At 73.5% G+C, this 13,637-nt stretch carries 10 protein-coding genes; 7 read left to right on the forward strand and 3 right to left on the reverse strand.

Annotation, left to right across the window (positions count from 1 at the left end; translation table 11 throughout):
* The first annotated feature begins 387 nt into the window (after positions 1-387).
* The gene (locus BM223_RS05910) at positions 388-891 is read left to right on the forward strand and encodes a hypothetical protein (RefSeq protein ID WP_038680862.1); all 504 of its coding nucleotides are present in this window, start codon (positions 388-390) and stop codon (positions 889-891) included.
* Between the two features lie 82 nt (positions 892-973).
* Positions 974-4,822 carry an HtaA domain-containing protein gene (locus BM223_RS05915; protein WP_052138923.1) on the forward strand — a complete coding sequence of 1,283 codons (3,849 nt, stop codon included), beginning with the start codon at positions 974-976 and terminating at the stop codon, positions 4,820-4,822.
* Here the strand turns inward: BM223_RS05915 and BM223_RS05920 are convergent.
* Positions 4,812-5,636: an SDR family NAD(P)-dependent oxidoreductase gene (locus BM223_RS05920; protein WP_038680860.1), complete on the reverse strand. Its 825-nt coding sequence runs from the start codon at positions 5,634-5,636 to the stop codon at positions 4,812-4,814. The genes BM223_RS05915 and BM223_RS05920 overlap by 11 nt on opposite strands.
* Positions 5,633-6,361, reverse strand: coding sequence for an SDR family NAD(P)-dependent oxidoreductase (locus BM223_RS05925; RefSeq protein WP_038680858.1), 729 nt, complete (start codon positions 6,359-6,361; stop codon positions 5,633-5,635). The genes BM223_RS05920 and BM223_RS05925 overlap by 4 nt, the downstream gene beginning before the upstream one ends.
* Before the next feature lie 97 nt (positions 6,362-6,458).
* Between BM223_RS05925 and BM223_RS05930 the strand changes: the two genes are divergently transcribed.
* The 5 genes from BM223_RS05930 to BM223_RS05950 are packed head-to-tail and all read left to right on the forward strand — an operon-like array spanning position 6,459 to position 12,654.
* Positions 6,459-7,787 carry a flavin-containing monooxygenase gene (locus BM223_RS05930; RefSeq protein WP_052138922.1) on the forward strand — a complete coding sequence of 443 codons (1,329 nt, stop codon included), beginning with the start codon at positions 6,459-6,461 and terminating at the stop codon, positions 7,785-7,787.
* The gene (locus tag BM223_RS05935) at positions 7,784-8,416 is read left to right on the forward strand and encodes a TetR/AcrR family transcriptional regulator (protein WP_052138921.1); all 633 of its coding nucleotides are present in this window, start codon (positions 7,784-7,786) and stop codon (positions 8,414-8,416) included. The genes BM223_RS05930 and BM223_RS05935 overlap by 4 nt, the downstream gene beginning before the upstream one ends.
* Positions 8,413-9,324, forward strand: coding sequence for an alpha/beta fold hydrolase (locus BM223_RS05940; protein WP_038680856.1), 912 nt, complete (start codon positions 8,413-8,415; stop codon positions 9,322-9,324). The genes BM223_RS05935 and BM223_RS05940 overlap by 4 nt, the downstream gene beginning before the upstream one ends.
* Positions 9,317-10,906 carry an AMP-binding protein gene (locus BM223_RS05945; RefSeq protein ID WP_038680854.1) on the forward strand — a complete coding sequence of 530 codons (1,590 nt, stop codon included), beginning with the start codon at positions 9,317-9,319 and terminating at the stop codon, positions 10,904-10,906. Before BM223_RS05940 ends, BM223_RS05945 begins: the two co-directional genes overlap by 8 nt.
* Positions 10,903-12,654, forward strand: a complete 1,752-nt coding sequence (locus BM223_RS05950; RefSeq protein ID WP_038680853.1) for an N-acyl-D-amino-acid deacylase family protein — start codon at positions 10,903-10,905, stop codon at positions 12,652-12,654. Before BM223_RS05945 ends, BM223_RS05950 begins: the two co-directional genes overlap by 4 nt.
* On the opposite strand, the gene BM223_RS05955 is transcribed toward BM223_RS05950, so the two are convergent.
* Positions 12,644-13,588, reverse strand: a complete 945-nt coding sequence (locus BM223_RS05955) for a helix-turn-helix transcriptional regulator (RefSeq protein WP_200887002.1) — start codon at positions 13,586-13,588, stop codon at positions 12,644-12,646. The two genes, BM223_RS05950 and BM223_RS05955, sit on opposite strands and share 11 nt — an antisense overlap.
* Between the last annotated feature and the right edge of the window lie 49 nt (positions 13,589-13,637).

The following is a 13,637-nucleotide window of genomic DNA, read 5'->3' on the forward strand; positions in this document are numbered from 1 at the left end:
GTGTCAACATCTCGGGCAAAGGTGACCCTAACACAAGCTTAGGCTCACCTAATTACAGCCCGAGAACGCGCAGGTCGTGCTGCAGGTGTGCGGCACGACGGACGCCCGAACGGATCTGACGGAACGTCAGGGACTTGCTTGACGGCCGTGAGCAATTCGGTAAGGCTTACCTTACCTCGCAGGTTCTGGTGAAGCCACTCGCGGCACCGGGCCGGCGAGGACGAGGCCGCGCGGCACGTGTGTCGCGAGGGATGACCGGGGCGCCGAACTTTCGCAGGGAACAGCGCCCCGGCCGACCCTGCGGCCTCCCACGGCCGCGCGCAGTGCGCGGCCTGACGAGGAATCGGCCCCAGGGCTGGTTCCGATCCTAGAGATGGAGAAGAACCCATGAGGTCCACCCCGAACCGCCGTACGACGGCGCGCGCCCTCTCCCTCCTCGCCGCGGGTGCCGCGGCGACGGCGCTGAGCGTGTCGGCGCCGGCGGCCCACGCCTCCGACACCAGCGACGCCGACAACGTCACGCTCTCGCCGGCGTCGAGCAGCTACGCCGACCTCGCGACGGTCACCGTCACGAAGACCGGGCTGAGCGCGAGCACCGACTACACGGTGAGCGTCTGCGAGTACGCGACCTACACCTTCCTGCCGCTGGTCAAGATCCCGGCCTGCGGCGAGAGCAACCAGGTCGACACCACCTCCAGCGCGTCGGGCGTCGTCACCGTGACCGGCTTCCAGCTCCTCGCGAACGACACCAACGCCCACGCCAACCTGCTCGGCCAGCCGGGCAACATCAACTGCAGCACCAAGCTGTGCGAGGTCGTCATCACCCCGACCCACGGCGGCGGCGGCAGCGGCACCTACGCCGGCGACAGCGCCGAGTTCAACGTCTCCTGACGCCTGACCGGACGGTGCGCGGACTCGGGCCCGCGCGCCGTCCGGTGTTCGTCGCCGCTCCCGACTCCCGAAGGTCGCCCGCATGAAACGCCTCGCCCTCGCCCTGCTCGCCCTCGTCCTGCCGCTCGCCGGCCTCGGCCTCGTCGCGCCTGCGCCCGTCGCGCACGCCGCGACGACCGACCTCTCCTCCGGCACGGTGAGCTGGGGGATCAAGGCCTCCTGGCGCAGCTACATCGGCGCCGCCGGGACGACGGGCGGCGACGGCGCCGTCGTCCGGCGCGCGCCCAACGGCGTGGCCGACGGCTTCGACTTCCCGGTCACCTCGGGCGCCTATGACGACGCGACCCGCACCACCACGCTGCGGCTCGGTGGGTGGGTCCGCTTTCAGGTGTACCCCGAGGACTCGGGCCGCTACGCGCTCGACTCGACGTTCAAGGACCTCGAGGTGCGGATCGGGCCGGACGCCCAGGAGATCCGCGGCACCTACGTCGGCTACAGCCGCGACGACCCGGGCGGCGCGCTGCACGAGGACGTCGACGTGGTGCTCGCGACGCTCGACGTGGCCGGCGCCGAGGGCACGGCCTTCGCCGACGGCCACACCCGCTGGGACGCGATCCCCAGCCAGGGTGGCGAGGGGCAGCGCCTCTACGCACCGGGGACGGCGTTCGACCCCGTCACCATCGCCTACGACGGTCCGGGCGGCATCCCCGACCTGGCCGAGCGCTTCGACCAGCCGGGCGCCCCGGTGCTCAGCGAGGGAGCGCGGTGGCTCAGCGGCAGCACCGTCTCCGGTGGCGCCAACGCGCAGCGCTCGCTGGAGGTCTCGGCCCGGGGCGACGTCGTCTACGCGACCCAGTTCGACGCCGCGCACGGCGCCCAGAAGCTCATCGTCACCGCGCTCGACGCGCAGGACCTGACGCCGGTCGGGACGCCGTACACGCACACGATGGTGGCCACCGGCGGCAGCGGGCGCTTCCTGCGCACCGCGCTCGACCCGGTCACCGACACCCTCTTCCTCGTCACCGCAAAGGACGGTGCCGCGCAGAACGAGGTCACCCTGCGCACGCTGCGCTTCGACCGCTCCGGCGGCACGTTCACGGCCGGGGTGGCCGGCGTGCTGCTCACCTCGTCGGCGCCCGGGGTGAGCGCCCTGACCTGGAACCGGGTGGCGGGCGAGCTCGGCGTGGTCGTCCTCGACGGGTCGGTCGCGAGCGAGCAGAACCCCTACCGCTTGGTGCGGGTGAGCCCCGACGGCGAGGGCGGGTGGACGGTGCGCCGGGCTCCCGTCGCGTGGGCCCCCAGCGGTGACTTCCCGGGTGGCTGGGCGCTGACCGGTGGCACGCCGGCTCCGCCCGGCAATGCCGCGGACCCGAGCCTGGCCGCCCTCGGCGACGGCTCCTACGTGCTGGCGCTGGGCGCCGCCCGGGTCGTCGCGAACGGCACCGACCACTACGCGCCGGCCTACCGGCTGGCGCCGACCGGTGACGCCACCGTGACGGCCACCGGCATCCCGGGCACCGAGGCCCGGCTCTTCTACGAGGGCAGCGGCGTCTTCTACGGCTGGACCGCGGCGGTCGCCGGGCCGGACGGCTCGGTCTACCTGCACGGCAACAACCAGCGGCTCGCCGACTACCAGCGCGTCGACCTCGACGGCGACCGGGCCGTGGCCCGGCCTGCGGTCGAGGGTGAGCCGATCGCGCAGTACCACGAGCTCGGCTTCGACACCTCCCGCGCCGCCTGGCAGATGGCGTACGACGCCGAGCGGGGCCTGCTCTGGGCCACCGACGACTCCGACGCGCAGGGCCGCACGCTCAAGCTGGTCGACGACGCCGGCACCCTGGCCGGCTACCGGGTCGCGGAGTACGCCCAGAACGGCGGCACCCAGATGGTGCTGAAGACCGGTGTCGACGGCTCGGTCTACGTGCCGGTGCAGTCGGCGACCGCTCCGCGCGAGCTCGGCTACCGCCGGATGGTCCTCGACGGCATCGCGCCGCGCGTCACCACCCAGCCCGACGACGTGACGGTCGAGCTCGCGGCCGGCGAGGCCGGCCGTCCCGCAACGTTCACCGCCGCGATCGACGCCGCCCTCGGTGGCCGCCTGCAGTGGCAGGCCCGCCGGCCGGGGGAGACCCGGTTCCAGGACGTGCCCGGCGCCGACGCCGCCACGCTGCGGGTCGACGCGACGCCGGCCGCCGGCGGCACGACCTACCGGCTCAAGGTCGCCAACGACGCGGGCACGGTGGTCTCCGACGAGGCGGTCCTCGCGGTCGCCTACGCGCCGCGCTTCACGCTCGACGCGCGGCACCGGACGGTGACCGAGGGCGCGGACGCGACCTTCGTCGTCGACGTCCAGGCCGGCCCGGCCCTCACCTCGCTGGTCTGGCAGCGCCGGGTCGGCGGCTACTGGCAGCCGATCCCCGCCGACGACGACAACGTGGTCGTCGACAGCGCCGGCGGCGTCTCGTCGCTCACCGTCGTCGGCACCAACCTCGACCAGTCCGGCTCGCTGTTCCGGGCCAAGGCCGTCAACGCTGCCGGTACGACGTACTCGGCCGCCGCGCGGCTGACGGTCACGCCGCGGCGGGCGGTCCCGGCCGAGGGCCTCACGCTCGACGGCGTCGTGCTGGAGTGGTCGGGCAGCGACGAGCTGCAGGTCGCGCCGCCGTTCGGTGGCTCGAGCTACCTGTCGGCGGGAGTCTCCGACGGCGACGAGGCGACCTACCGGGCCACCGACGGCGATGTCGCGGTCGTGCACCGCGCGGCCGACGGCACCGAGGTGCCCGCCACCTGGGCGACCCGCGCGGCCATGGTGGGCGGCGGGGTCGACCAGCTCGTGCGGCTCTCGGAGGGCCGGGCCGAGCTCGCCGCCGACGGCTCGGCGACGGTCCGCTGGGACGGCACGTTCTCGGTCAACTTCTACGGCGGTCTGGTGCCCTTCTGGTTCACCGACCCCGTGCTGGAGGTCGACGCCGACGGGACCGGCACGCTGCGCGCCGACCTCGACGGCTACGGCTCGAGCCAGGCCGACCCGAACCAGCGGACGCCGCTCGACGAGGTCGCCGGCGTCCGGGTCGCGAGCTTCGAGGGCGTCGAGCTCGACCCGGCGGGCGCGGTCGTCGTCACGCCCGCGTACGGGGGCGTCGAGGTCGACCTGCCGGCGAGCGCGACCCCGCAGCACCGCGCCGGAGCGGGCTGGGGTTCCTGGCCGCAGGCGTTCGTGGACTTCCACCTGGCGACCGGGCTGGCGTCGTACTGGTACTCCTCGGGTGGGGCTGCCGACGGGCACAAGGCGCCCGCGCCCGTCACCGTCGACCTCACCGACGCCGAGGAGGCCGACCGCGAGCCGGCCGCCCCGACGGTGCGGCTCACGCTCGACGACGACCGCGTCGTCCACGGCACCCGTCCGGTCGCGACCGTCGCCGTCGGCGCACCGGGTGCGCCGGCGCCCTCCGGCCCGGTCGAGGTGCGCGTCGCCGGCCGGACGCTGCGCGGGACGCTGGCCTCCGGCGCCGCGCAGGTCGTGCTGCCCGCCGACCTCGGCGCCGGACGCCACCCGGTCGTCGCGACCTACGCCGGCGCGACCGCGCGGGCGGCGCTGACCGTCGCCAAGGCCGCTCCTGCGGTGGGCGCGAGACTGCCCGCGAAGGTGCCGGCGGGCAAGCGCGCCAAGGCCGTCAAGCTCCGGGTGAGCGTGTCGCTGCCCGGGGACGGCCGCGTCGGCTACACCGGCCAGCTCGTCGTCCGCGACGGCGGCCGGGTGCTCGCCGTGCGCAGCGTCCGGAGCCTGCGCGGCACCGTCGTCGTCACCGTGCCCCGCTCGGTCGTGCGCAGCCTGCGGGCCGGGCGTCACTACTGGTCCGTGGTCGCCACCGCCTCGCCCGGCACGAAGCGGGTCGCCACCCCGCTCCGCGCGGTGCGGGTCAGGCGGTAGGCGGGTCGAGCACCCCCGCCCGCTGCTGGGCCACGAACCGGGTCGCCATGCGGTTGACGAGCCCCGGGGCGAGCCGGCCGATCCGCCACGCGATCCGCGCCTGGCGCGGCTCGATCACGATCGGCCGGTTCGCCGCGACCGCGGCGAGCACCCGGCGGGCGAGCAGGTCCGGGTCGACCGGCTCCTTGATGCCCTGCCCCTCCAGGTAGAAGTCGCGGCCCTTGAACCGCCCGATCTCGCCCTTGTCGAGGATCGGGGTGTCGACGGCTGCCGGGCAGACCGCGGTGACGCCGACGCCGTGCGCGGCGGCCTCGGTGCGCAGCGCGAGCGACATCCCGACGACCGCGTGCTTCGTCGTGACGTACGACGTCATCAGGCCCGCCGCCATCAGCCCGCCCATCGACGCGGTGTTGACGATGTGCCCGGCGCGCTGCCGGATCATCTGCGGGTACGCCGCGTGGACGCCGTGCACCACGCCGCGGACGTTGACGTCGATGATCGCGTTCCACTGGTCGAGGGTGAGGTCCTCGGTGTTGCCGAGGAAGGTGATCCCGGCGTTGTTGAACATGAGGTCGAGCCGGCCGTGCGCGGCGACGACGGCGTCCACCGCGTCCTGCACGGCCGCGGCGGACGTGACGTCGACGGCGCGCGCGACCGCCGTGCCGGGGCCGGTGAGCCCGGCGACGAGCGCCTCGGCGGCAGGCAGGTCGACGTCCGCGACGACGACGTGCGCCCCCTCCGCGACGAGCGCCCGGACCAGGGCCGCGCCGATGCCCGACCCGCCGCCGGTGACGATCGCGGTCCGCGCGCTCATCCGAACGCCTTCTCGACCAGGCCGACGAGGTCGGGATAGCGCCGCAGGTGCGCGCCGCCGTTGATGTCGAGCGTCTCGCCGGTGATCCAGGCGGCGTCGTCGGAGAGCAGGAAGCGGATCGCTGCCGCGATCTCGTCGGGCTCGCCGGAGCGGCCGAGCGCGGTGTTGTCGACGTAGTCGTCGCGGACGCCGGGGATGTCCATCGCCGGCGCGGTGAGCGGCGTGACGACCAGACCGGGTGCGACCGCGTTGACCCGCACGCCCCGGGCCCCGAGCTCGAGCGCGGTGACCTCGGTGAGGGCGACGAGCCCCGCCTTGGCCGCGCAGTACGCCGCCAGTCCGGTGCCGGGCTGCCGGGCGTTGAGCGACGACAGCGAGACGAGCGCGCCGCCGTCGGCGACCCGCTGCCCGGCGTGCTTGAGCACGAGGAAGGCGCCGGTCAGGCAGACGTCGACGACCCGGCGCCACTCGGCCGCGTCGTGGTCGACCACTCGGGCCAGCGTGCTGACGCCGGCGCAGTTGACCACGCCGTGCAGCGCGCCGTGCTCGGCGACGACCCCGTCGAGCAGGGCCGCGACGGACACCTCGTCGGTGACGTCGACGTGCGCGTCGGCGCTCGTCCCGGGCAGGTCGGCGACCACCACCTGGTGCCCGGAGGCGGCCAGCAGCCGGGCCGTGGCGGCACCGATGCCGGAGGCGCCTCCGATGACGACGGTGACCTTCATGGGCTGTCTCCTGACGTTCGTCTGTTTTGGTTGACACGTGTCAAATCGTGCGCCTAACGTGACGCCCGTCACCCCGTTCTGTCAAGGAGGAAGTCGGATGCGCCGACCCACCGTCGCCGTCATCGGAGCCGGCATCAGCGGCCTCACGATGAGCAAGATGCTCGCCGACTACGGCCTGGAGTTCGCGACCTTCGAGTCGTCGGACCGGGTCGGCGGCAACTGGGCGTTCGGCAACCCCAACGGCCACAGCAGCGCCTACCGCTCGCTGCACATCGACACCTCGAAGCACCAGCTGTCCTTCAAGGACTTCCCGATGCCGGCCGAGTACCCGGACTTCCCGCACCACACGCAGGTCAAGGACTACCTCGACAGCTACACCGACGCCTTCGACCTGCGCCGGCACATCGAGTTCGAGAACGGCGTCGTGCACGCGCGGCGGCACCCCGAGGGCGGGTGGGAGCTGGAGACCCAGCGCACCGGCACCCGCCGCTTCGACGTCCTGCTCGTCGCCAACGGCCACCACTGGGACCCGCGGTTCGCCGACAAGCCCGGCGAGTTCACCGGGACGACGATGCACTCGCACGCCTACATCGACCCGCGCACGCCGCACGACCTGACGGGCAAGCGGATCCTCATCATCGGGCTCGGCAACAGTGCCGCCGACATCGCGGTCGAGCTGTCGAGCAAGACCCTCGACAACGAGGTCGTCATCTCGACCCGGTCGAGCGCGTGGATCGTGCCGAAGTACTTCGCGGGCAAGCCGGCCGACAAGTACTACAAGACCTCGCCGCACATCCCGTTCGCCTGGCAGCGCAAGTTCGTCCAGGTGATGCAGCCGATGACGGCAGGGCGCCCCGAGGACTACGGCCTGCCCACGCCCAACCACAAGTTCTTCGAGGCGCACCCGACCCAGTCCGTCGAGCTACCGCTGCGGCTGGGGTCCGGCGACCTGCGGGCCAAGGGCGACATCGAGCGCTGGGACGGCAGCACCGTCCACTTCGCCGACGGCACGGCCGAGGACTTCGACGTCGTCATCCACGCGACGGGGTACAACATCACGTTCCCGTTCTTCGACGAGGACCTCGTCAGCGCCCCGGAGAACCACATCCGGCTCTACAAGCGGATCTTCAAGCCCGGCACGGACGACCTCGCCTTCATCGGCTTCGCCCAGTCCACGCCGACGCTCTTCCCGTTCGTCGAGTGCCAGACCCGGCTCGTCGCCGCCTGGCTGGTGGGCCGCTACGCCCCGCCGAGCGAGGCGGAGATGGAGCGCGTGATCGACGAGGACCAGCAGAAGTACACCGCCCACATGGTGCAGCGGCCGCGGCACACCCAGCAGCTCGACTACTTCCTGTACGAGCACGACCTGCGGGTCAAGGAGATCCCGGCCGGCGCGGCCCGGGCCGCGACGGGAGCGGCGCGATGAGCGACGAGGAGCGGCTCTGGGCGCGGATGGTCGACCGCCGCAGCGTCAACCGCGGCGACCAGCGCCGGGCCGCCCTGCTCGACGCGCTCGACGAGCTGCTCCGCGAGCAGACGCTCGAGGAGATCAACGTCGCCGAGATCTCGCGCCGCGCGGGGGTCACCCGCTCGGCCTTCTACTTCTACTTCGAGAGCAAGGCGACCGCCGTCCTGGCGCTGATGGCCGAGCTGTACGACGACGCGTCCGACGCGACCGACCTGCTGGTCAAGGCCGAGGGAGAGCCGCGCGACCGGATCCACCAGGTGGTGGCGACGCTGTTCGACTCCGTCGACCGGACGCCGCACACCTACCGCGCGCTGCTCGAGGCGCGCGCCGCCAGCGCCGCCGTCCGCGAGCTGTGGGACGCGGGCCGCGCCGAGTTCGCCGAGATGACCGCCGAGATGATCGAGCGGGAGCGGACGTCGGGTCGCGCACCGGCGGGCGTCGACGCGCACGTGCTCGCCGCCGTCCTGCTCGACCTCAACGACCACGCCGTCGAGCGCCATGTCCTCGGGGTCGCGCCCGAGCGGGAGGCGCACATCGACGCGATCACCCACATCTGGATCCAGAGCATCTACGGGAGCCCGGCATGAGCACCACCTTCTCGTTCCCCTCCGACGGCGTGCGCTGCGCGGCGACGCACTTCGCGGGCGCCGACGGGGCGCCTGTCGTCATCCTCGCGCACGGCCTGGCCGGCACCCAGGACGCGGGCATGTTCCCGTTCGCCGAGGCGTTCGCCGCGGCCGGGCTGCACGCGGTCACCTTCGACTACCGCGGCTTCGGCGCCAGCGACGGCACCCCGCGCCAGGTCGTCTCGCTGGCCGGCCAGGTCGCCGACCTGCACGCCGCCGCCGACGCGGCGAAGCGGCTCCCGGGCGTCGACGCCGACCGCGTGGTCCTGTGGGGTGTCTCGCTCGGCGGCGGGCACGTCGTCTCGGTCGCGGTCGAGCGCTCCGACGTCGCGGCCGTCGTCTCGGTGGTGCCGATGGTCGACGGGCTCGCCGCCGCCCGGCTCGCGACCCGGCACCACAGCGCCGGCCAGCTGCTCGCGTCGACCGGACGCGGCCTCGCGAGCGCCGTACGACGCAAGGCGGGCCGCGGTCCGTCGATGATCCCCGTCGTGGCGCACCCGGGGGAGCCCGGCGCGCTCACCCTGGCCGGCGCCTACGAGGACTACCACGCGATCGCCGGACCCACCTGGCGCAACGAGATCGCCGCGGACGTCGTCCTCGAGCTCGGCACCCGGGCACCGGCCAAGGCCGCGTCGGCCCTGGAGGTCCCGTGGCTCGTGCAGGTCGCCGACTTCGACCGCAGCGCGCCGCCGCACGCGACCATGAAGGCCGCGTTCGCCGGCCGGGCCGAGGTCCGGCACTACCCGGGCGACCACTTCGACCTGTTCGCCGGCAAGCCGTTCCACGAGCCGGCCGTCGAGCACGCCGTTCACTTCCTGCGGCGCCACGTCGGTGCCGCGACGCCCGTGCCGGAGGTGGTCCGTGGCTGACACCGTCCAGGGCCTGCTGCTGGCCCACGCCGAGCGCGACACGGTCGGCCTCAAGCACGGCGACGACACCTGGACCTGGCGCGAGGTCGTGGCCGGTGGCGCCGCCCGGGCGCACGTCGTGCGCGACCTCGCCCGGCCCGGGAAGCCGCTCCACGTGGGGGTGCTGCTGCCCAACAGCCCCGAGATGGCACTGGCGATCACCGCCGGCGCGATCGGCGGGCACATCACGGTCGGCATCAACGCGACGCGGCGCGGTGCGGCGCTCGCGGCCGACGTACGGCGGGCCGACTGCCAGGTCCTGCTCACCGACGCGGCGCACCTGCCGCTGCTCGACGGCCTCGACCTCGGCGGGGCTGTCGTCGTCGACACCGATGCCGCGTCCTGGGGGGATGCAGTCGCGGCGGCACCCACGACCACCGACGGCTTCCCGGTCGCGCAGACCATGGACACGTTCATGCTCATCTTCACCTCGGGCACGAGCGGCGAGCCGAAGGCCGTCCAGGTCGCCCACTTCATGGTGGTGATGGCCGGAACGGTGCTCGTCGACAAGTACGGGCTCGGGCCCGGCGACGTCGCCTACTGCTCGATGCCGCTGTTCCACAGCAACGCCGTGATGGCCGGCTACGCGGTCAGCGCCGCCTCCGGTGCGGCGCTGGCGCTCGCGGAGTTCTCGGCCAGCAGCTTCCTCGACGACGTCCGGCGCTACGGGGCGACGTACCTCAACTACGTGGGCAAGCCGCTCGCCTATGTCCTCGCCACCCCGGCACGGCCCGACGACGCCGACAACCCGCTCCGGTTCGCGTTCGGCAACGAGGCCTCCGACCGCGACATCCGCGAGTTCGCGCAGCGGTTCGGCTGCTCGGTCTGGGACGGGTTCGGCTCGACCGAGTCGGCCGTCATCATCACCCGGACCGAGGACACGCCGCTCGGCTCGATCGGCGTCCCGTTCGACGGTGTCGCCGTCTACGACCGGGTGGCGCGCACCGAGTGCCCCCGGGCCGTGCGCGACGAGTCCGGCCGGGTGGTCAACCTCGACGAGGCCGTCGGCGAGCTGGTGAACACGCAGGGCGCCGGCTTCTTCGCCGGCTACTACAACGACGAGCGCGCCACGGCCGAGCGGCTCGACGGCGGCATGTACTGGTCCGGCGACCTCGCCTACCGCGATGCCGACGGCTTCGTCTACCTCGCCGGCCGCACCGACGACTGGCTGCGCGTGGACGGTGAGAACCTCGCCGCCGCGCCACTCGAGCAGCTGCTGCTGCGCCACGACGCGATCTCGCAGGCGGCGGTCTACGCGGTCACGGACGAGCGCGTGGGCGACCAGGTGATGTGCGCGCTCGTGCTGCGCTCCGGTGCGGTCCTGACGCCTGCCGATCTCGCGGGCTTCCTCGCCGAGCAGCCCGATCTCTCACCGAAGGCGTGGCCCCGGCACGTCCGGATCGCCGACGCGCTGCCCAGCACCGCCACCAACAAGGTCCTCAAGCGCGAGCTGCGCGCCGAGGGCCTCGCCACCAGCGACCTGCTGTGGTCACGCGGCGAGCGCGACCACGTCTACGCCGAGACCGTCCGGGAGCGCGCATGACCTACGACCTGATCGTCCGCGACGGCCGGTGGTTCGACGGCACCGGCGCTCCCTCCGCCGTGCGCCACCTGGGCATCCGGGACGGCCGGGTCGCCGCCGTCAGCGTGGAGCCGCTCGACGAGACCGGCTGCTCGCGCGTGATCGACGCGACCGGGCACTGGGTGATCCCCGGCATGGTCGACATCCACACCCACTACGACGTCGAGGTGCTCGTGCAGCCGGCGCTGCTGGAGTCCCTGCGCCACGGCATCACCACGATCCTCCTCGGCTCCTGCTCGCTCTCGACCGTGCACGCCGCACCCGGCGACGCGGGCGACCTGTTCGGCCGGGTCGAGGCCATCCCGCGCCCCTATGTCGTCGGCGCGCTCGAGGAGCAGAAGACCTGGACCGCCGCGGGGGAGTACGTCGCCGCCCTGGAGCGGCTCCCGCTCGGGCCCAACGTCGCCGCGTTCATCGGCCACTCCGACATCCGTGCCGCGCGGATGGGCCTCGCTCGCGCCACCGACCCGGACGTGCGTCCCAGCGCGGCCGAGCTCGCGACCATGGCGGCCGACCTGGTCGACGCCCTCGACGAGGGCTTCGTCGGGATGTCGTCGCAGGAGCTGATGTTCGACAAGCTCGACGGCGAGACCTGCCGCTCGCGGACCCTGCCGTCGACGTACGCCAAGGGCAGGGAGCGGCGCCGCCTCAACCGGCTGCTGCGCGCCCGCGGCCGGGCCCTCCAGGGCGGCCCGGACGTCGCGAGGCCGCAGAGCCTGGTCCGGATGGCGTTCAGCAGCTGCGGCTGGGGCCGCCGGCCCGCCCTCAAGGTCAGCCTGCTCTCGGCCGCCGACATCAAGGCGATCCCCATGGTGGCCCACCTGTTCCCCCTCCTGGCGCGGACGGTGAACAGGTTCGGCGGCGACCTCCGCTTCCAGCACCTGCCGGTGCCCTTCGAGGTCTACTCCGACGGCATCGCGCTGCCGGTGTTCGAGGAGTTCGGCTCGGGCGCCGCCGCCCTGCACCTCGCGAACCAGATCGAGGAGCAGCGCGCCCTGCTCGCCGACGAGGACTACCGCCGCTGGTTCCGCAAGGACTACGACAAGAAGTACGGCCCGCGCGTGTGGCACCGCGACTTCTTCGACGCCGAGATCACCGAGTGCCCCGACGCCTCCGTCGTGGGCAGGACCTTCGGCCAGGTCGGCGTCGACCGTGGCGGCGTGCACCCGGTCGACGCCTTCCTCGACCTCGTGGTCGAGCACGGCGACAAGGTGCGCTGGCGCACGACGATCTCCAACCACCGCCCGAAGGTGCTCGACAAGCTCACCGCCGACCCCGGCGTCCAGCTCGGCTTCTCCGACGCGGGCGCGCACCTGCGCAACATGGCCTTCTACAACTTCGGGCTCCGGCTGCTGCGCCGGGTCCGCGACGCCGAGGCCGCCGGTGCCCCCTTCATGACCGTTGAGCACGCGGTGCACCGGATCACCGGCGAGCTCGCCGACTGGTACGGCCTCGACACCGGTCACCTGCGCGTCGGCGACCGGGCCGACGTCGTCGTCATCGACCCGGCGCGGTTGGACGCCTCCCTCGACGCGTACGCCGAGTCCCCGGTGCGCGCCTACGGCAACCTGTCCCGGATGGTCAACCGCAACGACGCCACCGTCGTCGCGGTGCTGGTCGGGGGCGAGGTCGTCGTCGAGCACGGGACGCCGGCCGCGGACGTCGTCGGGGTGCGGCGGACGGGGCGGTTCCTGCGGGCTACCGGCTGACGCGTGCGGCCAGCCGGCCGAGCAGGCTCTCCAGCTCGGCCGGCTGCTCGACCGCGAAGTCGCAGTCGAGGTTGGCGAGCACGAGCACCGGCCAGTCGAGGGTGTCGGTCTTCATCACCATCCGGCAGCGCTGGTCGCCGAGCGGCTCGACGTCGGCCCAGCGGCCGACGACCGTCTCGACCTCGGCCGCCGGCCGGTCGACGGTGACGACCACCTCGTGCTGGCGGGGGATCGTGCGCATCCCCTGGCGCACGTAGGTCACCGCGTCCCCGCCCGGGATCTCGCGCGGCCGGAACCGCTGGCCGGTCGTGGCCGGCTCGCCGGCCACCCGGTCGACCCGGAAGGAGCGCCAGTCCTGGCGGTCGCGGTCGTAGGCCGCGAGGTACCAGCGGCGGCCGAGGTTGACGAGCCGGTGCGGCTCGACCCGCCGGGCGGTCGTCGTACCGTCGGCGGCGGTGTAGTCGAAGGTGAGCAGCTCGTCGTCGCGGCAGGCCTGGGCGAGCGTGGTGAGCACGGTCGGGTCGAGGCCCGGGCCGCCGCGGCCGGGCAGGCTCTCGGTCTGGGTCTGCAGCGCGCCCATCCGGCGGCGCAGCCGCGGTGGCATCAGGGCGATCACCTTGGTGAGCGCCTGCAGGGTGGTCTCCTCGAAGCCGGGCACGCCGCCGTTGGCCGCGGCGCGCAGGCCGACGGCGATCGCCACCGCCTCCTCGTCCTCGAGCAGCAGCGGGGGCAGCGCGCCGCCCGCGCGGAGCTGGTAGCCGCCGGCAGCACCGCGGACGGCGTCGACGTCGTACCCGAGGTCGCGGAGGCGGTCGACGTCGCGGCGCAGCGTGCGGTCGCTGACCTCGAGCCGGTCGGCGAGCTCGCCGCCGGTCCAGAACCGGTGGGTCTGGAGGAGGGAGAGAAGTCGCAGCATCCGGGCGCTCGTGCTCATGTTCCCGAGATTAGATCAGAATCAGGACAGAACCTGACCGGATTCGTTC

Source organism: Pimelobacter simplex (assembly GCF_900114845.1).
GTDB lineage: Bacteria > Actinomycetota > Actinomycetes > Propionibacteriales > Nocardioidaceae > Nocardioides > Nocardioides simplex.